The sequence below is a fragment of the Klebsiella sp. 64 genome, from assembly GCF_018223915.1.
In the GTDB taxonomy this organism is placed as follows: domain Bacteria; phylum Pseudomonadota; class Gammaproteobacteria; order Enterobacterales; family Enterobacteriaceae; genus Klebsiella; species Klebsiella pneumoniae.
This window is the reverse complement of the sequence record NZ_JAGRQZ010000017.1, coordinates 54,188-73,850: the sequence shown is the minus strand read 5'-3', so window position 1 is coordinate 73,850 and position 19,663 is coordinate 54,188. Positions and strand designations below refer to the sequence as shown.

General features: G+C 55.2%; 19 protein-coding genes and 3 tRNA genes. 13 read left to right on the top strand and 9 right to left on the bottom strand.

The window, feature by feature from the left end; translation table 11 throughout:
* Window positions 1–25: 25 nt before the first annotated feature.
* Window positions 26–101 (bottom strand) — tRNA-Asn (locus tag KHQ23_RS13110).
* 330 nt (window positions 102–431) lie between these two features.
* Between KHQ23_RS13110 and nac the strand changes: the two genes are divergently transcribed.
* From nac to ldtA, 3 genes are all read left to right on the top strand, one after another.
* The gene (gene nac, locus KHQ23_RS13105; protein ID WP_002911729.1) at window positions 432–1,349 is read left to right on the top strand and encodes a nitrogen assimilation transcriptional regulator NAC; all 918 of its coding nucleotides are present in this window, start codon (window positions 432–434) and stop codon (window positions 1,347–1,349) included.
* A gap of 106 nt (window positions 1,350–1,455) precedes the next feature.
* Window positions 1,456–2,406, top strand: coding sequence for an HTH-type transcriptional regulator Cbl (gene cbl, locus KHQ23_RS13100; RefSeq protein WP_004180456.1), 951 nt, complete (start codon window positions 1,456–1,458; stop codon window positions 2,404–2,406).
* 78 nt (window positions 2,407–2,484) lie between these two features.
* Complete coding sequence (ldtA, locus tag KHQ23_RS13095; protein WP_032411441.1) at window positions 2,485–3,426, top strand: L,D-transpeptidase; 942 nt, start codon at window positions 2,485–2,487, stop codon at window positions 3,424–3,426.
* 378 nt (window positions 3,427–3,804) lie between these two features.
* Here the strand turns inward: ldtA and KHQ23_RS13090 are convergent, their stop codons facing one another.
* The 3 genes from KHQ23_RS13090 to mtfA all read right to left on the bottom strand — a co-directional run bounded on the left by KHQ23_RS13090 (window position 3,805) and on the right by mtfA (window position 5,886).
* Window positions 3,805–4,557: a LysR substrate-binding domain-containing protein gene (locus KHQ23_RS13090; protein WP_223369425.1), complete on the bottom strand. Its 753-nt coding sequence runs from the start codon at window positions 4,555–4,557 to the stop codon at window positions 3,805–3,807.
* A gap of 352 nt (window positions 4,558–4,909) precedes the next feature.
* Window positions 4,910–4,985, bottom strand: a tRNA-Asn gene (locus tag KHQ23_RS13085).
* Between the two features lie 100 nt (window positions 4,986–5,085).
* Window positions 5,086–5,886: a DgsA anti-repressor MtfA gene (mtfA, locus tag KHQ23_RS13080; RefSeq protein WP_072141170.1), complete on the bottom strand. Its 801-nt coding sequence runs from the start codon at window positions 5,884–5,886 to the stop codon at window positions 5,086–5,088.
* Window positions 5,887–5,976: 90 nt separating this feature from the next.
* Between mtfA and KHQ23_RS13075 the strand changes: the two genes are divergently transcribed.
* Window positions 5,977–6,066, top strand: a tRNA-Ser gene (locus tag KHQ23_RS13075).
* Window positions 6,067–6,338: 272 nt separating this feature from the next.
* On the opposite strand, the gene ompC is transcribed toward KHQ23_RS13075, so the two are convergent.
* Window positions 6,339–7,484, bottom strand: a complete 1,146-nt coding sequence (gene ompC, locus KHQ23_RS13070; RefSeq protein ID WP_002911596.1) for a porin OmpC — start codon at window positions 7,482–7,484, stop codon at window positions 6,339–6,341.
* Between the two features lie 538 nt (window positions 7,485–8,022).
* On the opposite strand from ompC, the gene drpB reads away from it, so the two are divergent.
* From drpB to KHQ23_RS13050, 4 genes are all read left to right on the top strand, one after another.
* The gene (gene drpB, locus KHQ23_RS13065) at window positions 8,023–8,304 is read left to right on the top strand and encodes a cell division protein DrpB (RefSeq protein WP_004151461.1); all 282 of its coding nucleotides are present in this window, start codon (window positions 8,023–8,025) and stop codon (window positions 8,302–8,304) included.
* 42 nt (window positions 8,305–8,346) lie between these two features.
* Window positions 8,347–9,054, top strand: coding sequence for a phosphohydrolase (locus KHQ23_RS13060; RefSeq protein ID WP_002911594.1), 708 nt, complete (start codon window positions 8,347–8,349; stop codon window positions 9,052–9,054).
* A 76-nt stretch (window positions 9,055–9,130) separates the two neighbouring features.
* Complete coding sequence (locus KHQ23_RS13055) at window positions 9,131–10,531, top strand: DNA cytosine methyltransferase (RefSeq protein ID WP_014343261.1); 1,401 nt, start codon at window positions 9,131–9,133, stop codon at window positions 10,529–10,531.
* Window positions 10,512–11,006 carry a very short patch repair endonuclease gene (locus KHQ23_RS13050; RefSeq protein WP_004200342.1) on the top strand — a complete coding sequence of 165 codons (495 nt, stop codon included), beginning with the start codon at window positions 10,512–10,514 and terminating at the stop codon, window positions 11,004–11,006. The genes KHQ23_RS13055 and KHQ23_RS13050 overlap by 20 nt, the downstream gene beginning before the upstream one ends.
* Here KHQ23_RS13050 and yedA read toward each other — a convergent pair.
* A complete protein-coding gene (yedA, locus tag KHQ23_RS13045; RefSeq protein ID WP_004184683.1) occupies window positions 10,981–11,892 on the bottom strand; it encodes a drug/metabolite exporter YedA in 912 nt (303 codons plus the stop codon). The two genes, KHQ23_RS13050 and yedA, sit on opposite strands and share 26 nt — an antisense overlap.
* A 183-nt stretch (window positions 11,893–12,075) precedes the next feature.
* Here yedA and KHQ23_RS13040 point away from each other — a divergent pair, with 183 nt between their 5' ends.
* A complete protein-coding gene (locus KHQ23_RS13040; protein WP_002911591.1) occupies window positions 12,076–12,987 on the top strand; it encodes a DUF808 domain-containing protein in 912 nt (303 codons plus the stop codon).
* 115 nt (window positions 12,988–13,102) lie between these two features.
* The gene (gene dgcQ, locus KHQ23_RS13035) at window positions 13,103–14,782 is read left to right on the top strand and encodes a cellulose biosynthesis regulator diguanylate cyclase DgcQ (RefSeq protein WP_032434780.1); all 1,680 of its coding nucleotides are present in this window, start codon (window positions 13,103–13,105) and stop codon (window positions 14,780–14,782) included.
* Window positions 14,783–15,081: 299 nt separating this feature from the next.
* On the opposite strand, the gene KHQ23_RS13030 is transcribed toward dgcQ, so the two are convergent.
* Window positions 15,082–15,303, bottom strand: coding sequence for a YodD family protein (locus KHQ23_RS13030; protein WP_002911589.1), 222 nt, complete (start codon window positions 15,301–15,303; stop codon window positions 15,082–15,084).
* 134 nt (window positions 15,304–15,437) lie between these two features.
* Between KHQ23_RS13030 and dsrB the strand changes: the two genes are divergently transcribed.
* Window positions 15,438–15,629, top strand: coding sequence for a protein DsrB (dsrB, locus tag KHQ23_RS13025; RefSeq protein WP_002911586.1), 192 nt, complete (start codon window positions 15,438–15,440; stop codon window positions 15,627–15,629).
* Between the two features lie 32 nt (window positions 15,630–15,661).
* Here dsrB and rcsA read toward each other — a convergent pair whose 3' ends face one another.
* Entirely contained in the window at window positions 15,662–16,285 is a 624-nt protein-coding gene (rcsA, locus tag KHQ23_RS13020) for a transcriptional regulator RcsA (protein ID WP_002911561.1), read from the bottom strand.
* Window positions 16,286–16,657: 372 nt separating this feature from the next.
* Here rcsA and yedD point away from each other — a divergent pair, with 372 nt between their 5' ends.
* Window positions 16,658–17,092 carry a lipoprotein YedD gene (gene yedD / locus KHQ23_RS13015; protein ID WP_004189223.1) on the top strand — a complete coding sequence of 145 codons (435 nt, stop codon included), beginning with the start codon at window positions 16,658–16,660 and terminating at the stop codon, window positions 17,090–17,092.
* A gap of 41 nt (window positions 17,093–17,133) precedes the next feature.
* Here the strand turns inward: yedD and amyA are convergent, their stop codons facing one another.
* Entirely contained in the window at window positions 17,134–18,621 is a 1,488-nt protein-coding gene (gene amyA / locus KHQ23_RS13010; protein WP_004189225.1) for an alpha-amylase, read from the bottom strand.
* Window positions 18,622–18,821: 200 nt separating this feature from the next.
* On the opposite strand from amyA, the gene tcyJ reads away from it, so the two are divergent.
* On the top strand, window positions 18,822–19,622 hold the full coding sequence (gene tcyJ, locus KHQ23_RS13005; protein WP_004899204.1) for a cystine ABC transporter substrate-binding protein: 801 nt from the start codon (window positions 18,822–18,824) through the stop codon (window positions 19,620–19,622).
* The last annotated feature ends 41 nt before the right edge of the window (window positions 19,623–19,663 follow it).

Below are 19,663 nucleotides of genomic sequence, written 5' to 3'. Positions count from 1 at the left end.
TGCTCGAAAGCAGGCTTTTTAAATTTGGCTCCTCTGACTGGACTCGAACCAGTGACATACGGATTAACAGTCCGCCGTTCTACCGACTGAACTACAGAGGAATCGTGTGAACGGGGCGCATATTAACGATGCCATCCGGCCTTGTCAAAGCCTGATTCAAAGAATTGCGTTCGACTGCTGACAATTTCAGCAATCGCCATCCATGCGCTGTTTTTTTCACCATGTTGCACCGTTGTAGTGCGAATGTACCCCTAATGGGGCATACCACAATCTGCTTACCGGGCAAATAAAAACCGAATTGCTATCACTATCCCTTATAACACTGCCTGCGGCGGGCGACAGCCGAGGAAATGCAAAGCTGGCAAGCAAATTGCAAAAGCCAGTGCATCATACTCCCAGCGTTGACGCTGGCGTTCCTTACAGGAGGCAAAATGAACTTAAGACGACTGAAATATTTTGTGAAAATCGTCGATATCGGCAGTCTGACCCAGGCCGCTGAAGTCTTGCATATCGCCCAACCGGCCCTCAGCCAACAGGTCGCGACCCTGGAAGGTGAAATGGACCAGCAGTTGCTGATACGCACCAAGCGAGGGGTCACGCCAACGGAAGCCGGTAAAATTCTCTACACCCATGCGCGCACTATCCTGCGCCAGTGCGAGCAGGCGCAGCTGGCGGTCAATAACGTCGGCCAGACGCTGCGTGGTCAGGTGTCGATCGGCCTGGCGCCGGGCACCGCGGCTTCCGCCATTACCATGCCGTTGCTGCAAACGGTGCGCAATGAGTTGCCCGAGGTGATGGTCTATCTGCAGGAGAGCAGCGGCACAGCGCTGAATGACAAGCTGCTGGCGGGCCAGCTGGATATGGCGGTGCTCTATGAGCGTTCGCCGGTGGCAGGCATCGTCAGCCAGCCGCTGCTGAAAGAAGACCTTTACCTGGTCGGCACCCGCGACTGCCCGGGGCAGAGCGTGGATCTCACGGCGGTGGCGGAGATGAACCTGTTCCTGCCGCGCGATTACAGCGCAGTGCGGGCGCGGGTCACCGAGGCATTCACCCTGCGTCGTCTGTCGGCGAAAATTATCGGCGAGATCGAATCCATCACCACCCTGACCGCGGCCATCGCCAGCGGCATGGGGGCGACGGTGTTACCGGAATCCGCTGCCCGTTCCCTGTGCGGGGCGGCGAACGGCTGGATGGCGCGGATCAGCACGCCTTCAATGAGCCTGTCGCTGTCGCTGAACATGTCGGCTCGCGGCAGTCTGTCGCCGCAGGCGCAGGCGGTGAAAGAGATCCTGCTGTCTCTGGTGAGCCGCCCATCGCTGGAAAACCGTGAGCTGCAGCTGGTCAGTTAGGGTATATTCTCTTAAGAAATAAGTTGCTGGTTTTTATTATTTGTTACCTGGGACAACAGACTTTAACAATAGCAGATACGTTAAGTCCATTGGCCCGGAGGAAAGGGTGAACTTCCAGCAGCTGAAAATTATCCGTGAGGCGGCCCGTCAGGATTACAACCTGACGGAAGTCGCGAATATGCTCTATACCTCGCAGTCAGGCGTCAGTCGCCATATCCGGGAACTGGAAGAGGAGCTGGGGATTGAGATCTTTATCCGCCGCGGCAAACGCCTGTTAGGCATGACCGAGCCGGGTAAAGCGCTGTTATCGATTGCCGAGCGGATCCTCAATGAAGCCAGTAACGTTCGGCGGCTGGCGGATCTCTTCACTAACGATGCGTCAGGCGTCTTAACTATCGCCACCACCCATACTCAGGCGCGCTACAGCCTGCCGCCGGTCATTAAAGCTTTCCGCGAGCTGTTCTCAGATGTTCGCGTCGAGCTGGTGCAGGGTACCCCGCAGGAAATCGAAGCGCTGCTGCATAACGGCGGAGCGGATATCGGCATCGCCAGCGAGCGCCTGAGCAACGATCCGACGCTGGCGGCTTTCCCCTGGTTCCGCTGGCATCACAGCCTGCTGGTGCCGAAGGATCATCCTTTGACGCAGGTTTCTCCCCTGACGCTGGAGGCGATCGCCCGCTGGCCGTTAATCACCTACCGCCAGGGGATCACTGGCCGTTCGCGCATTGATGAGGCGTTCAACCGCAAGGGGTTGATGCCGGATATCGTGCTGAGCGCGCAGGATTCCGATGTGATCAAGACCTACGTGGAGCTGGGGCTGGGCGTCGGGCTGGTCGCCGAGCAGTCCGGTGATGCCCGGGAAGCGGACACCTTTACGCGTCTTGATACCCGCCATCTGTTCGATGCCAATACCGTGTGGTTGGGACTGAAGCGGGGCCAGCTGCAGCGGAATTACGTTTGGCGCTTTATCGAATTGTGCAATGCCGGACTGTCGCTGGATGAGATTAAGCGTCAGGCGATGGAGCCGGAAGAGGCCGCAATCGACTATCAGATTTAAGGAAATGCTGGCCAGCGGGTCGGGGAGTGGAAATAACGCTATAATTCACACACGTGAGTCGCGACTGAGGAAGGGAAAATGACGATGCGGCGTGTGAAATTACTCTGTACGGCGCTGATGCTGCTTGCCAGCCACGGCGCGCTGGCCGTCAGCTATCCGCTGCCGCCGGAGGGGAGCCGTTTGGTGGGCAGCGCATTTACCATTGCCGTTCCGGACAATAACACCCAGCCGCTGGAAAGTTTTGCCGCCCAGTACGGCCAGGGGTTAAGCAATATGCTGGAAGCCAACCCCGGGGTCGATGTCTATTTACCGCACTCCGGTTCGACGCTGACTATTCCGCAACAGCTGATCCTGCCTGACACCGTGCGGGAGGGGATCGTCATCAACGTCGCCGAGATGCGTCTCTATTATTACCCGCCGCTGGGCAATAGCGTGGAAGTCCTGCCAATCGGCATTGGTCAGGCCGGACGCGAAACGCCGCGTAACTGGGTGACGGCAGTAGAGCGTAAGCAGGAAGGCCCCACCTGGGTGCCAACCGCCAATACCCGCCGCGAGTATGCGAAAGAGGGCAAAACGCTGCCGGCGATGGTGCCCCCCGGGCCCGATAATCCGATGGGGCTGTATGCGATCTACATCGGCAGGCTCTACGCCATCCACGGTACCAATGCCAACTTTGGTATCGGGCTGCGCGTCAGCCAGGGATGCATCCGCCTGCGCAATGACGATATTAAATTCCTGTTTGATAACGTGCCGGTTGGGACGCGGGTTCAGCTGATCGATCAGCCGGTGAAGTACAGCGTGGAGCCGGACGGCAGTCACTGGCTGGAGGTGCACGAGCCGCTGTCGCGCAACCGCGCGGAGTTTGAATCCGACAGAAAAGTCCCCTTGCCGATGACCTCGGCGCTGCGCGACTTTACCCAGGGGCCGGGAGTGAGCCCTGCCCAGGTCGAGCAGACCCTGCAGCGCCGCTCCGGCATGCCGGTGAATATCAGCGCCACAGCGGCGCAGGGAAGTTTGTAGCGGGTCGTTTAGTCTGATTAACGGCTATTGTAAGAAGGCTCTTTTGCTGACGATGCATTCAACGTTGTTGGGAATAAGGATCGGGAAACCGATCCTTAACTTATCAGCAGTGGCGGTGATGGCGTTTTAATGAGGGCGCCAGGAGATGCTCAGGAGGGGATGATAAAGTCTGCAAATATGCCTATGGACTTAATCTTGTTACTGAGGATTTTTTTTTGGGCTGCCATTGTCCATGAAAGCGAAGATCCCCTTTATGATAGCCATTATCCAGAATATAAGACGGATGAGTTCTGCTGAATCCCTATTGTCAAAACAGGCCTGACCACAGCCACTACCGCTGACCCCCATCGTCGTTGATCAGCGAATCAGGGGATGTCGTTACTTATTGTTGGTAATGGGGACATGCTGCAGCATCACTTCAACGATCCAGTCAATAAAAACGCGCAGCTTGGCGTTGACATGGCGGTTCGGTGGAAACGCCAGGTACAGAGGCATTGGGCTAATCCGCCATTGTGTAAATAATGGAATCAAAGCGCCAACGGCCTGATGCGCTGCCGCCATATAGTTGGGCAGCGCAATCACGCCTAAGCCAACTAACCCAGCTTCGAGGTAAGCATTGCCATCATCCACGGCAAGTACGTAGTTGCCCGTGATTTCAATACGTTCATTCTCACTGCACAGTACCAAAGGATCAATCTTACTGGTGCGCGAGGACAAGAATCCCACTATGCAATGGTCAGTATTTTGCAGCTCGCGCGGGTGTGCGGGAGCGCCAAGGCGTTCCACATAGCTGGGGGCGACGTAGACGCCGATTTGCAAATCGCCGACATGGCGTGCGATTAGGGACTGGTCGGTGATTTGACCACCGCGCAGAACGCAATCCACGTTGTCGCCGATCAGATCCACTTCCCGGTCGCTCACACCCATGTCGATCTGGATATCAGGGTAGCGGGCGTGGAAAGCCGGTAGCGCCGGCACCAGAATAAGACGGGCCAGCGGACTCGGTACATCCACCCGTAGCCGTCCCCTGGGCGTCATCGCCGCACTGGACAGGCTGTTTTCAGCATCCTCCATGTCTGCTACGCAGCGGCAGACCCAGCGGTTACCGCCGGATCGAAAGTCTGTAGCCATAAGGTTGGGAGCAGCATCGCTGCTTTTCACCTGCGGGGATCACATACGGAACCTTGGACGGTACCTACGGTACGATGCTGCTTATACCCGCTGGCGGAGAGATGTCAGAAGCGGCGGTGTTGCCGATCTTTTTTGGAACCGCGCATTATTGCCTTACACCCAGGTATGGTCCGGCACGGTTAAACCGCCTTTATTTAAGCCTTTGCGGGAGCGTGGGGCTCACGGCCGTTCAGCTTGCCTCATAGCAAGAAAATAGCACCTACACCAGGATAAGATTGCATGCTTGGGGAGCGGAGAGGATCACGGAAAGCAAAAATCCCGCTCAGGTTTCCCTGAGCGGGATTTTTAAATTTGGCTCCTCTGACTGGACTCGAACCAGTGACATACGGATTAACAGTCCGCCGTTCTACCGACTGAACTACAGAGGAATCGTGTGAACGAGGCGCATACTACTGGCCTCGCATTTTTGTGTCAACACTAAAATTAACCTGCTGATTCAAATGGCTAAATTTAGCTCAACACGTTGTTTTAGTGAACAATGCGCCGATCGCCTTCGTCCTGCAGGCCATTCTCACGTCTACGCGCCAGCGGATCCTGGCGGTAAAAGTGGCAAAAACGCTGCCACAGGGCCGGGAAGCGAGGCGCGAACAATTCAGGCGCACTGAAAAAATATTCCGAGAGGACAGCAAAGCATTCTGCGGGATCGGTGGCGGCATAGGCGTCAATACTGGCGGCGCTTTCGCCTACCAGATCGATCTCATCCTGAATGTTGTTCATCGCGGCGTGGAGATCATGCTCCCAGCCGGCAACTTCACGCAACGGGATAAGCGGCACGCCGCTGGCCCGGTCGCCGTTCCGCGTATCAAGCTTATGCGCCACTTCATGCACCACAAGGTTAAAGCCTGACGCATCAAAAGAGTCTTGAATATCCAGCCAGTTCAGCACTACAGGACCCTGTTGCCAGCTTTGTCCCGACTGTACCACCCGCTGGTTGTGGACCAGACCAATATCATCCTCCCATTCATCATCAACGATGAAAGGGGCAGGGTAGATCAGCACTTCATGGAAGCCATCCAGCCACTCAATGCCCAGCTCAAGCACCGGCAGACAAAAGAGCATAGCAATGCGCGCCTGATGCAGCGGGGTCAGCTCCAGCCCCTGCAATGCCACCAGCCGCTTTTGCTGTAAAAAACGGGCAGCCATCTGCGTGAGCTTGTGCTGCTCAGCGGACGAAAGATGGGCTAAAACCGGAATGGCAAGCGCTTGCTCCCAGGGCATCTCTGCGTTGCCGGACTCATCATCTGCTTTCCAGGGCCATTTAAACATCATATTGCTCGCAAAGTCGTCACTTGAACACAATTACCGAAACGGGAGCTATTAAAATGCCAAAGATCCTGGCATTATAGCAACCATCACAGCGGAGAGATGCCGGAGCGGCTGAACGGACCGGTCTCGAAAACCGGAGTAGGGGTAACTCTACCGGGGGTTCAAATCCCCCTCTCTCCGCCACTTTTCTTGCTCTAACCTACCCTTCAATAACACCGTTAGCTTCAGGTATAACGCCTGCGCTGGGGTATCACCATCATCATCGTCCTGGTTTCAGCGTAGAGTCGCGGTAGCGCGCTTTATCCTTTTGGCACCTTATCGCCGCTTTTAGCCCGAACGAGCTTAAACGCATCATAAAGAGGGAAGGTACGCCTGGAAAGCGGCAATGTCGAAAAGAGTGATCTCAACGGAGCGGGAACATAAAAAAGCCCGCTGAACGCGGGCTTTGACGGGGATCAGAACTGATAGACCAGGCCGAGGGCGACGATATCATCGGTCGCGATACCGCTGTTTTTGTAGAAGCGGTCGTCTTCATCCAGCAGGTTGATTTTATAATCCACATAGGTGGACATATTTTTGTTGAAGTAGTAGGTCATGCCCACGTCGACATACTTGACCAGATCCTTGTCGCCGTAGCGAGAATAGGCGTAGAGATCTTTACCCTTCGACTGCAGATAGGCCACGGACGGACGCAGCGGTAAATTAAAGTCGTCGAACTGATACTGCGCGACCACTTCGAAGTTCTGCGTTTTGTTGGCAATTCCGCCAAAACTATCGTTGCCATAGAAGGTCATGTTGCGGGTCTCAGCATACATGGCGGCCAGATAGATGTTATTGGCGTCATATTTCGCGCCGACGGTCCAGGCATCGGCTTTATCGCCGTTGGCATAACGCTGGCTGCTACGCGCGGCCGCCAGCTGGTTATGGGTACGGTCAGAAGACGAATACGCTGCCCCGAAGCTGATGCCCATATCGAGATCGTAGTAGCTGGAGATACCAAAACCGTCGCCATTTTCCCGCGCCAGCTTACGTTTCCCACCGTTATTAGTGCCTTCGCCAGAACCGGCGTTTTCATTATTACCCTGATACTGCAGGGCGAAATGCAGGCCGTCGACGAGGCCGAAGAAATCGCTGTTACGGTAGGTGGCCACGCCGTTAGTACGGCCGGTCATGTAAACGTCGGTCTGGGTGTAGGTATCGCCGCCGAATTCCGGCAGCATATCGGTCCAGGATTCAATGTCGTAGACCACGCCGTAGTTACGGCCATAGTCCAGCGACCCGCAGTCGGCAAACTTCAGGCCGGCAAAGCCGAGACGGGTCCAGGAATTCGCACCTTCTTTTTCGCTAGTGTTCGCCTGAATGTTGTATTCCCACTGACCGTAGCCGGTTAACTCGGAAGTAATCTGCGTTTCGCCTTTCAGACCAAAGCGAACATAGGTCTGGTCGCCGTCCTCTGAAGCGTCGTCAGAGAAGTAATGCAGGCCGTCAACTTTCCCGTAGAGGTCCAGTTTATTACCGTTTTTGTTATAGATTTCGGCGGCATTAGCGGCGCTAGCCATTAATAATGCCGGAACCATAAGTGCCAGTACTTTTCTTTTCATTATATATTCCCTTTTAATAATAATTTCTATGAATTATGACAATCCCTCCAGAATGACGATCCGATACTAACGACTAAGTTCATCTTTATTTAAAATAAAATATGTAAATAAATAATGTTAAACATTTCAAAATATTTCTAAGTGGTTCTTTATATTAAATTTTGATGTTTGTGCAAAATTCATTATTTTCTTATATAGCAATGCTTTATTGTATATTTGGTAGGTTGTTGTTAATTTTATGAAATAAATTGCACAAATAATAATCAAGTACATTATTCATTATGGGAATTTATTTTGTGTGAATGTAAATATCCAGGGGATTATCAACCCAGCTTGCGATAATTAAGTAATGAATAGCTTTAAGCGTACGGGAGATAATAAGGACATCTCTTCAGCCTGTGCGCATTGGCAGCATAAGTCGCGAGAAGGCGCAGAAGACGAAGATGAAACTGCTGCCTGTGACGCAGGTTAGCGGTATAATGTGATGCGTGTCACGTTTTGAGTGACAATAGTCTGTTGTGTCACGGAGAGGAATGAGATGGAAGAGCAGGCAAAACGCAGCCCGGGAGGGAAACTTGCGCTCTGGGCGTTGTATGCTTTTTGCGGATATTGTGTCTGGGTCATTGTGCGTTACTGGTGGGTAGTGGGAAAAATTCACAGCGTTCCCGGCGCCAGCGTGGAGGGTGATTTTGGAACAACGGCCGGGAAATGGCTTGGCGCCCTGTTGGGTATGCTGGTCCTCGGCGGCATTGGCTCTATTCTCGGCGCGGTCGTCTGGTATACGCGTCCATCCCGCGGCGAGCAGGATCATCAGCGCTAAAATTGCTATGCTCGAGGCTGACCCTCAGATAAAGGAAAGCCTATGGACCTGGTTGACTGGCAGCAACGATTTGAGCGCTGGATACTGACGCACCATGCGCAGGATGACGCCGCACACGATCTGTCCCATTTTCGTCGCGTCTGGGCGACCGCCACTCAGCTGGCCGCGGGGGAGGAAGTCGACCGGCTGGTACTCCTCACGGCCTGCTATTTTCATGACATCGTCAGCTTGCCAAAAAATCATCCGGAGCGAAGTCGATCCTCGATGATGGCCGCCGAGAAAACCCTCGCCATTCTGCAGTCGGCCTTTGCTGATTTTCCTGCGGATCGTTACCCGGCGGTCAGCCATGCCATCGAGGCGCACAGCTTCAGCGCGGCGATCCCACCGCGCACGCTGGAGGCGAAAATAGTTCAGGATGCCGATCGACTCGAGTCGCTGGGAGCCATTGGTCTGGCGAGGGTCTTCGCTGTCGCCGGCGCCCTGAATACCATCTTGTTTGATGCCGAAGATCCTTTTGCTGATCGGCGGGCGCTGGATGACCGCAAATATGCCCTCGACCATTTCCAGTGCAAACTTCTGCGCCTGCCGGAAACCATGCAAACTGACAAGGGGAAAGCGATGGCGCAGCATAATGCCCGTTTTCTCGTCGAATTTATGGCTAAGCTCAGCGCGGAGCTGCAGGGGGAGCCGCTGGCGCTGGATGAAGCGGTTTTGCGCCGCTTTGCACCGCAGGCGTCAACCGACCGGTGATTTATGGTACTCTCTGCCAAAATCGTCCGCGTTGGTTGAGGATATGCCGCAAAAGTTAAGCAAGGAACACAGGTCGTTGTCGTTGGCTGAACAGGCCGGGGAAGACGCTGAGGCGCTGCTGCGTCAGCTGATGACGATCTACGATGTAAAAACGCTGGTTGCCGAACTGGTGAGCGTCGGCGAACAGCACTGGAGCGCGGCGATCCTCAAGCGCGTGGCGGCGCTTGGCCGCGCGGCGGAGCGTTTGCGCCCGCAGGAAGTTGCTCATCTGGCGACGCTCCTGCCTTCGCCGCCGGCCCATCATCCGCACTATGGGTTCCGTTTTATCGATCTGTTTGCCGGTATTGGTGGGATCCGCAGTGGTTTTGAAGCCATCGGCGGACAGTGCGTTTTCACCAGCGAGTGGAACAAGCACGCGGTACGCACCTATAAGGCCAACTGGTACTGTGATCCGCAGCAGCACCGTTTTAATGAAGATATCCGCGATATTACCCTCAGCCAACGCTCTGACGTTAGCGACGAGGAGGCGGCGCGGCATATTCGTGAATCTATCCCTCAGCATGATGTGCTGCTGGCTGGCTTCCCCTGCCAGCCTTTCTCGCTTGCCGGCGTCTCTAAGAAAAATGCGATGGGCCGTGCGCATGGCTTTGCCTGCGAAACCCAGGGAACGCTGTTTTTTGACGTGGTGAGAATTATCGCGGCTCGTCAGCCAGCGATTTTTGTGCTGGAGAATGTCAAAAACCTCAAAAGCCACGATCAGGGGCGCACCTTCCGTATCATCATGCAGACGCTGGATGAGCTGGGATATGAAGTAGCTGACGCGGGGCATACCGGGCCGGATGACCCGAAGGTGATTGACGGGCGCCATTTCTTGCCTCAACACCGGGAGCGCATCGTGCTGGTGGGTTTCCGTCGCGATCTGCAGCTGCATGCTGGATTTACGCTGCGCGACATCGCGGCGCAGTACCCGGCGGTGCGGCCAACATTTGGCGAGCTACTGGAGCCGACGGTCGATGCGAAATTTATTCTTACGCCGGTGCTGTGGAAATATCTTTATCGTTATGCCCGCAAGCATCAGGCGCGGGGCAATGGCTTTGGTTATGGCCTGGTTGACCCCGCCAATCCCCACAGCGTGGCCCGGACGCTTTCTGCCCGCTACTATAAAGATGGTGCCGAAATTCTCGTCGATCGCGGCTGGGACCGGCCGCTCGGTGAGAAGCATTTTGACGATCCGCTGAATCAACAGCGGCGCCCTCGCCGGTTAACGCCGCGCGAATGCGCCCGGCTGATGGGCTTTGAATCCCCGCAGGGGGCGCGTTTTCGCATCCCGGTATCGGATACGCAGGCCTATCGTCAGTTTGGCAACTCGGTGGTGGTTCCGGTCTTCGCCGCGGTGGCGAAACTCCTGGCGCCGCGCATCGCTCAGGCGGTGGCGCGCCGCGAAGCGGATGATAATGATGGCGGATGTTCACGATAAAGCGACGCGCAGTAAAAATATGCGGGCGATCGCCACGCGCGATACGGCGATTGAAAAGCGGATAGCGGCGCTGCTGACCGGGGCGGGATTCACCTTTGTCGCCCAGGATCGCGCGCTGCCGGGACGTCCCGATTTCACTTTACCCGACTACCGTTGCGTTATCTTTACTCACGGCTGTTTCTGGCATCACCATGACTGCTATCTGTTTAAGGTGCCGGCCACCCGCACGGCATTCTGGCTGGACAAAATCGCCGGTAACGTGGCGCGCGACGCCCGCGACCGGCAAAAGCTGGCCGAAGAGGGCTGGCGGGTATTAATCATCTGGGAATGCGCCCTGCGCGGGCGCCTTAGGCTGAGTGATGCGGCGCTCACCGAACGTCTGGAAGAGTGGATCTGCGGCGCCGGACACGACGCGCAGATCGATACGCAGGGGATCCGCGAACTGACGACTACTTCGACGCCTTACAAGGAGTAGCCTCGCTGCGGACGGGGAAGAGATATTTCCCCAGCGTCACCAGCACTACGGCGAAAATAATCACCGCCAGCGCCAGCCACTCAATGAGCGACAGGCTCTCGCCGCCGAACCCAGTACCGAGGAGCACCGCGACCACCGGATTAACATAGGCGTAGCTGGTGGCGACCGCCGGGGTGACATTGCGGATTAAAAACATGTAGGCGTTAATGGCGATCAGCGAGCCAAAGATGGCCAGATAGGCCAGGGCGGCGATCCCGGACCAGGAAGGGACGCGGGTTAAGGTTTCACCGCTCAGCCATGAGGCCGCCAGCAGGACGATCCCGGCGGCGAGCATCTCGATTGCCCCCGCCATCATGCCGGTCGGCAGTACGATTCGCGAACCGTAAACCGAGCCGAAGGCCCAGCTTAGGGAACCAATCAGGATCAGCAGTGCGCCCCAGGGGTTGCCGTTCAGGTTGCCTCCGCTGTTGAGCATCACGATACCCGCAAGGCCAATGGCAATGCCCAGCCACTCCAGTTTACGGGTGGCGATGCCGAAAAAGCGGCTGAAGCATAAGGTGAACAGCGGTACGGTGGCGACCATCACCGCCGCGATGCCGGAGGGGACATGCTGATGTTCAGCCAGCGTCACGAAGCCGTTGCCAACCGCAAGCAGCAACACGCCGATCAGCGCAGCGTTAAGCAGCGGACGACGCGCCGGTAGCTTATGGCCGGTGGCCAGTAGCCACCCCAGCAACAGCACGCCGGCAGCGAGAAAACGAATGCCGGCCATCATTAGCGGCGGCCAGCTGGCGACCCCGACGGCGATAGCGAAATAGGTAGAGCCCCAGATGATATACAGCGCAAACAGCGCCCCGATGAGCGGTAAAAGCTGACGGGTAGACATACTTCCTCACGACGGTGCAGAGATAGAAAGGGGACATATAGTAAACGTGAAAACTATCGTGCTGGCGAGTGGTTAATTTGCGTCAGGTTGTTAAATTTATATTGACTAATTGTACCTTGGGCACCGGCCGTTTTTTAACGCATACTCGAGGGAGACATTGATGAAAAGAGAAGGAAAATCATTTTGGCAGGAAGTAGTCTTTTAACATTACTTGATGATATCGCCACGCTGCTGGACGATATTTCCGTGATGGGCAAGGTAGCGGCGAAAAAAACGGCGGGGGTGCTGGGCGACGATTTGTCTCTCAATGCCCAACAGGTTACCGGCGTGCGGGCGAATCGCGAGTTGCCCGTGGTCTGGGGAGTGGCGAAAGGGTCGTTCGTTAACAAAGTGATCCTCGTGCCACTGGCTTTGTTGATCAGCGCCTTCATCCCCTGGGCGATTACGCCATTGTTGATGCTGGGCGGCGCGTTTCTCTGTTTCGAAGGGGTGGAGAAGGTACTGCACAGTCTGGAAGCGCGGAAACACAAAGAGGATCCTGAACGGCGGCAGCAGCGTCTCGCCGCGCTGGCGGAGCGCGATCCGCTGGCCTTTGAGCGTGACAAAGTAAAAGGCGCGATTCGCACCGATTTTATTTTGTCCGCGGAAATTGTCGCCATTACCCTCGGCATCGTGGCGGAAGCTCCGCTGCTTAACCAGATCCTTATTCTCTCGGGGATTGCGATTCTGGTCACTATCGGGGTGTATGGCCTGGTGGGGGTGATCGTCAAGCTGGACGACATGGGTTACTGGCTGGCGGAAAAACGTAGTGCGCTGGCGCAGTGGCTGGGTAAAGGGCTCCTGGCCGTCGCTCCCCGCCTGATGAAGGTGTTGTCTATCGTCGGGACGCTGGCCATGTTCCTCGTCGGCGGGGGGATTGTCGTTCACGGTATTGCGCCGCTGCATCATGCCATCGAGCACTGGAGCGCGGGGTTGGGTGGGGTGATGGCCTCCACGCTGCCGGTCGTCGCCAACCTGGTGCTGGGTTTTATCATCGGCGCGGTGGTGCTGGCGGGCGTTAAGGCGGTGAGCAGCCTGCGTGGCGCTGGAAAGTAGCATGGCGAAACGCAGCGTAACGGCGCCGCGTGTTCTACTCTGAAAACGCCCCGGGTATCGACAGAGACCGGGGCGCTGACGCCGCGAGGTTTGCGCAACGTACTGCGAGAGAAAGATGGATAAGCCACTGCGGTTGAAGTTAAAAAAGTGCTACCACCTGGCTCGCCCGGGGCATGTGGTTAACGCTTGTTTTATCGCAGTGCTGTTTTTCTCCACGCTGCTGATCTGGCGTGAAATCAATGTCCTGGAAGAGGCCTACGTGGCCAACCAGCGTAACAATCTGGCTAACGTCGCTCATGAAATGGATGGGCTGTTGCAGTTCAACATCGACAGAATGATGTTTTTTCGCCATGGGATGCAGGCGGCGCTCGAACAGCCGCTTGATATCGATGTATTGCGTAAGGCCAGCCAACGCTATCTGAGCCAGCGCCATCAGCAGGCCTGGCGGGTGGCGCTACCGAACCGGCGTACGCTGCCGGTGTTTGACATCTCGGGCAGCGTCGCTGGCGACAACCCTATCCTGCTGGTGGACGATCCGCTGGCGGCTGATGAACTAATGGCGACGCTCGAGCTGGGTTATCTGCTAAATCTGACGCAGCACGATCGCGATTTCGCCGAGCGGATGCAGTATATCTCTCGTAGCGGCTTTTTTACCTCGACCCTGCCGCTGCGGGATGAGTCGCAGGTGATAACGCACTATTCCCAAGCCCTCGGCGCTCCGTGGTTTACCCGCCAGACCCAGCGAAATAATCCGGGGCGAGGTGTTATCTGGCAAACCTTTCCTGACGATGACCCGCAGCTGGAAGAGCAGGTGGTCACCGCTTCGATACCGTTGGATTTTGCCGGTTACTGGCGCGGCGTGCTGGCGATGGATTTCTCAGTCAGTGAAATCAAAGCGTTTTTGGTTAGCGCCATGCAGGGGGGACAAGAGGGAGAGTACCAACTTTATGATAGCCATTTGAACCTGCTGGCTTCTTCCGCGCCGGGGAATGTCCTGACCCTGCTGTCCCCGCGCGAGCAGGAGCTGCTGAGCCGCGCGTTTGTCCATGATAACCAGGGAGGGCTGCGTCTGCTGACGCGCTATATCAGCTGGGCCAAACTGCGCAATTTTGACGGCGTGCTGCTGCGGATCCACACTCTGCGGGAAGGCGTCCGCGGGAACTTTGGCACCATCACCATCGCCCTGACCCTGATGTGGGTCCTCTTCACCTTGATGCTGTTGCTCTCCTGGCTGGTGATCCGCCGCATGGTCCGCAACATGAGCGTTCTGCAAACCTCTCTGGAGTGGCAGGCATGGCACGATGCCTTGACCCGCCTGCTCAATCGCGGGGCGCTGTTTGAACAGGCGATGGCGGTAGCCAGCGACTGCCAGCGCAGCGGACGGCCGCTGGCGGTGATCCAGCTCGATCTGGATCATTTTAAGCACATCAACGATCGCTATGGTCATCAGGCGGGGGACAGGGTGCTGTCGATGGTGGCCAGTACGCTGTCCAGCGCGGTTCGGCAGGGCGATCTGCTGGGCAGAGTGGGCGGAGAAGAGTTTTGTATCGTGATACCGAATACCACCCTGCAGGAAGCAGCGGCGGTGGCGGAGCGATTGCGCCAGCGTATCCAGGGACGGGAAGTCTTTTTGCATAACAACGTGACGCTGCGGGTTAGCGCCTCGTTAGGGGTGAGCGCCAGCGAAGAGCGGGGGGAGTATCAGTTTGAAGCGCTGCAGTCGGTGGCCGATGGGCGACTCTATCTGGCCAAGCAAAATGGGCGTAACCAGGTCTGTTTTCGCAGCGCAGCGTGAGTAAAACGTTTCGATGCCGATTGGCAAAATGAGAATTATCTTAAAGTGATCGCAGGCGATCGCGCTATCGAATGAAACCGGTTTGCGGCTAAGCCTTCTCACATCAGCCTTGCAGCCCGATAAGTCATCAAGCGCCAACATTCTCAATATTTTGCGTCATGAATATCTCTTGTCATGCAAAATAATTGAGGATAATGTTTCAACGCATCGGATTTCCCGGTGTAACGAATTTTCAAGTGCTTCTTGCATTAGCAAGTTTGATCCCGACTCCTGCGAGTCGGGATTTTTTTCGCCTGCCGCTAACGGTTGGCTTCACTGGCGCTGAAATCGTGAATATCGAGTTCGAATGCCTCCGCCAGCTCACGCCAGGTATGTGACCCGCGGCCATCGATGCTGGCGCGCTGCGGGTCGTCCAGCGTGCGATGGACTTCGCTTTCGCTGATCTCATTAATTGCCGCCAGCAGGGCATCTACGTTGACATCAAGGTCGTCCCCGGTCTGGCCTGTTAATTGGTGCTTCATCATTACCCCCCTCGCTGAGCGTTGCTCAAGCCTCTCTAAGTATAGTCGGTCTAAAAAAGCGCCAGTCACGTGCCGCGACGCTGCGAGTTGCGTGGTTTTGTTCTACACTGGCTGAAAATATAGAGGAGATGATTATGCAGGTGAACGATCGTGTCACGGTGAAGACCGACGGTGGCCCACGTCGATCGGGGGTAGTGCTGGCGATTGAGTCGTTTAGTGAAGGAACGATGTATCTGGTTTCACTGGAAGACTATCCTCTGGGGATCTGGTTTTTTAATGAAATAGGCCACCCGGATGGGATTTTCGTGGAAAAAGAGGTCTCGTAAAACTGAACTGGCGGGAGCGCCGCCAGTTTGTTTCAGCGCATATTTACCTGAATACCGGAGGTGATGTTTTCGGTCAGCCGAACGATATGATAAATCACCTGCTTATTATGCGTTTGTATTTTCTTTTTAATATTGCCTTTATGCGACGATACCGTCTTCGCTTTGATGTTCATTTGCGTTGAGATTTGCGAAGTACCATGCCCGGCCATCCACATTTGCAGCATATTTGATTCTGTTTTACTCAGTGACAATGTCGGTAAAGTTAACTGCCCTACACTGGTGTTTTTGTATTTAAGATAATTAACCAGAATAACATCAAGGTCTTTTGGGGTTATCGATTTTGAACTGATTAGCAGATTCTTCCGTACCCGCAAATAGCGGTCAAAATGGATGTTCGCCAGCGACATAAAGATAACAAACAGCGTCGCCGGGTTTTGCGTAATGATCTGGCGAATAATGCCATTACTTTCATCATCATGCACGAAACAGTCTTCATTCAGAAACACCACCGCCGGGCAACACGACGTACAGTGTTTCTGCAGATCCGCAGCACTGTTGACCTCAACGATTTCCTGTTTTTTAATTCCCCGACTGGTCAGATATCCCGTCAATCCCAACCGGGTATAGCTGCACAAATCCATAATCATCGTTGACATGACCCATCCTCAATCAACACGTAACGATATACACTTCGCACTGGCTGTGCGAAGCAGTCCTTGCGGGCGATAATAATAGTAGGTTTAGAAAGAACCCATTAGCTCCATTAAACTATTCCGCATCTATGCATATAATTTGCCAGGAAAACTCTTAAAGTAAAGTCAAGAACCGGTAGTGTGACCGAATTAAAAACAAAAAGTGCCCATAGATGCTATGGTTACGCGCCCAGTATTCTTTTACTTTCAGAATTTCCTTACTTCAAATGAAACCCACGTTAGCGGTTGCTGGCTTGCTCGCTTATCCCTTTGCGGTGGGGGTGGAAGGCTTAACGCTTTAATGCCACAATACTTTTTTATCGGCTTGTGGGATGAATGATGAAAAAGTTATTTTTTGCTGGCATGGTGGTGGCGCTGGCCGGTTGCGTACAGGTTGATCGTTATGAGGACGTCGTTAAAGCGCCGGCGCCGGCTGGCCTTGCAGGTTTCTGGCAAACGAAAGGGCCGCAGAGCGCGATGATGAGTCCTGACGCCATTGCCAGCCTGATTGTCACCAAAGAAGGGGACACCTTCGACTGCCGCCAGTGGCAGCGCGTGATTGCGCAGCCGGGGAAACTGATGAATCGTGACAGTGAGATCTACAACGTGACCGCTTCCCTGGACATCTATCCTGTCGAGCGCGAGGGCAACACAATCTCCTACGATCGGATGACGTTGTCCCGTGTTGAACGTCTCACTCCGGAGTGCGAGAAGGCGTGGGCCAAAGCGCGAGCGACGGGGCCCGTCAGCGCGCCGGCCTCCACGCGCTGAGATTTTGGCGGGCCATAGCTGGCCCGCCCGGCGTCAGGGAACTACAGCACCTCCTCTAATACCCACACGCTCACGCTCCCCCCGTTACAAGTAAAAGTCGCGCAGCCTTCGCCATCGGTTTCGACAATCTCTTCCCGGTTACCGAGAAAATCCCGCCAGCGTTTGTTGCCATAGTTTTCGCCCAGCGTCAGCGTCTTTTCGCCCTCATCGCCATTGGACATGATCACCACGCAGCCTGGATCGTCGTCAGTACCGCTACGACTAAAGGCGATGCAGTTAGGATGATCGAACCAAAGGGTTTGCACGCCATGGGCAAAACGCTGACGGGCGTCGATCAGCTCGTGGAGTTGTTCGATAACGGGCATCTCAATGGCATAGGTCTCTCCGTCGCCGCCGGTATCCTCATAGGAAGCGCCGAAGAGATCGGCATAAAAGACCGAGGGCACGCCATTCTCCCGCAGCAGGATCAGCGCATAGGCGAGGGGCTTGAACCAGGGTTCAACCGGCGCCTCGAGGGCCTGCAGCGGCTGCGTATCATGATTGGTGACCAGAGTGACGGCATGGAAAGGGTCGGCTTCGACCAGCGTCCCGCTGAAAATCTGGCTCATGTCATAATCGCGGCCCTGGCGCGACGCTTCATGAAATTTCATCTGCAGTGGGGCATCAAACAGCATCGTTTTGCCCTCGACCAGGTCGATATACTGCTGGAGCTTCTCCACTTCATGGGACCAGTATTCCGCTACAATAAACAGCGGCTGCGGGGCCACCTCCTGAACATGCTCGATCCACGCTTTATAAAACCAGGCGGGGATATGCTTGACCGCGTCAAGACGAAAACCGTCGCAGCCGGTCTGCTCCATTACCCAGCGCGCCCAGTATTTGATCTCCTCGGTCACTGCATGATTGCGGAAATCGATATTGGCGCCCATCAGATAGTCAAAGTTGCCGAGCTCATCATCGACCTGTTCATTCCAGCCTTCGCCGGTGTAATCGTTGACGATTTTAAACACACCGTCTTCCGTCGGGTTCTCGATGTGGTCAATGCCGCTAAAACATTTGTAGTCCCAGACAAACTGCGAATACTGTCCGGCGCGCACCGGGAAGGTGTAGCGCGTCCATGCCTCGCACTCAATGATCTCCTCGTCAATTTGCGTACGATCCTGCTCATCGACGCGCTGAACGCGCAGAGCCTCTTTTTCATCAGCGCCCATTTTATGGTTTACCACCACATCCAGCAGCACGGCGATATTGTGCTCCTTCAGGGCGTTGATCGCCGCCAGCAACTGCGCTTTGTCGCCATATTTGGTGGCGACAGACCCTTTTTGATCAAACTCGCCGAGGTCAAAGAGATCGTAGGTATCATAGCCGACGGAGTAACCGCCCGAGGCGCCTTTGTAGGCGGGTGGCAACCAGACCATATTGATGCCGATTTCATTCAGGCTGGGCGCCAGCGCTTCGACCTCAGGCCACAGCTCGCCGCCGGTGGGGTAGTACCAGTGAAAACATTGCAATAAGGTGGGGTTTTTCATCTTCCATGCTCCAGACGTCAACAGGCTGACCTTTGCAGTATGGGAGATATCCAGCAAAAAGGGTGAGGAAAGCCCTGATTTTCGCTATACCCTAAAGCGGATCATATATAATAAATTTGCATAAGATGTAGCGTAACGATGTTGGTGTCAGGGCGTTAAGCGCCTTACACTACAGGAAAATCCTAACCTTCGGGGTATCTATGAAATTAGCACTTCTGGGTCGTCAGGCGATGATGGGCGCGATGGCCGTTGTTTTGATGGCTGGCGTCAGCGTGAAAACTTTTGCGGCGGAAAACCTGCTCAATCAGATTAAAGAGCGCGGCACCCTACGCGTGGGCCTCGAAGGCACCTACCCTCCCTTTAGTTTCCAGGGGGATGACGGCAAGCTGACCGGGTTTGAAGTGGAATTCGCTAACGAACTGGCGAAACATCTTGGCGTGAAGGCCGATCTCAAACCGACCAAATGGGACGGTATGCTGGCCTCGCTGGACTCCAAGCGTATCGACGTGGTGATTAACCAGGTCACTATCTCTGACGAACGTAAGAAGAAATACGATTTCTCCACCCCATATACCGTCTCCGGCGTGCAGGCGCTGGTGAAGAAGGGTAACGAAGGCGCGATTAAAACCGCGGCGGATCTGAAAGGCAAGAAAGTGGGCGTCGGACTGGGCACTAACTATGAAGAGTGGCTGCGTCAGAATGTCCAGGGCGTGGATGTCCGTACCTATGATGACGATCCCACCAAATACCAGGATCTGCGTGTAGGCCGTATTGACGCCATTCTGGTAGACCGTCTGGCGGCGTTGGATCTGGTGAAGAAAACCAACAATACGCTGGCGGTAACCGGCGAAGCCTTCTCTCGTCAGGAAGCTGGCGTTGCGCTGCGTAAAGGCAACGACGACCTGCTGAAAGCGGTAGATGGCGCGATTGCAGACATGCAGAAAGATGGCAGCCTGAAGGCGCTGTCCGAGAAATGGTTTGGCGCTGACGTGACGAAATAACGGACAGCGGTGAAAAAAGGCGCTCCTGGAAGCGCCTTTTT

Coding starts and splice junctions, on each gene's coding strand:
- ompC (WP_002911596.1), bottom strand. CDS start 7,484: ATGAAAAGAAAAGTACTGGCACTTATGGTTCCGGCATTATTAATGGCT.
- ldtA (WP_032411441.1), top strand. CDS start 2,485: ATGACGATGCGGCGTGTGAAATTACTCTGTACGGCGCTGATGCTGCTT.
- drpB (WP_004151461.1), top strand. CDS start 8,023: ATGGAAGAGCAGGCAAAACGCAGCCCGGGAGGGAAACTTGCGCTCTGG.
- mtfA (WP_072141170.1), bottom strand. CDS start 5,886: ATGATGTTTAAATGGCCCTGGAAAGCAGATGATGAGTCCGGCAACGCA.
- dgcQ (WP_032434780.1), top strand. CDS start 13,103: ATGGATAAGCCACTGCGGTTGAAGTTAAAAAAGTGCTACCACCTGGCT.
- rcsA (WP_002911561.1), bottom strand. CDS start 16,285: ATGTCAACGATGATTATGGATTTGTGCAGCTATACCCGGTTGGGATTG.
- KHQ23_RS13050 (WP_004200342.1), top strand. CDS start 10,512: ATGGCGGATGTTCACGATAAAGCGACGCGCAGTAAAAATATGCGGGCG.
- nac (WP_002911729.1), top strand. CDS start 432: ATGAACTTAAGACGACTGAAATATTTTGTGAAAATCGTCGATATCGGC.
- dsrB (WP_002911586.1), top strand. CDS start 15,438: ATGCAGGTGAACGATCGTGTCACGGTGAAGACCGACGGTGGCCCACGT.
- KHQ23_RS13090 (WP_223369425.1), bottom strand. CDS start 4,557: ATGGCTACAGACTTTCGATCCGGCGGTAACCGCTGGGTCTGCCGCTGC.
- KHQ23_RS13030 (WP_002911589.1), bottom strand. CDS start 15,303: ATGAAGCACCAATTAACAGGCCAGACCGGGGACGACCTTGATGTCAAC.
- tcyJ (WP_004899204.1), top strand. CDS start 18,822: ATGAAATTAGCACTTCTGGGTCGTCAGGCGATGATGGGCGCGATGGCC.
- yedA (WP_004184683.1), bottom strand. CDS start 11,892: ATGTCTACCCGTCAGCTTTTACCGCTCATCGGGGCGCTGTTTGCGCTG.
- amyA (WP_004189225.1), bottom strand. CDS start 18,621: ATGAAAAACCCCACCTTATTGCAATGTTTTCACTGGTACTACCCCACC.
- yedD (WP_004189223.1), top strand. CDS start 16,658: ATGATGAAAAAGTTATTTTTTGCTGGCATGGTGGTGGCGCTGGCCGGT.
- KHQ23_RS13060 (WP_002911594.1), top strand. CDS start 8,347: ATGGACCTGGTTGACTGGCAGCAACGATTTGAGCGCTGGATACTGACG.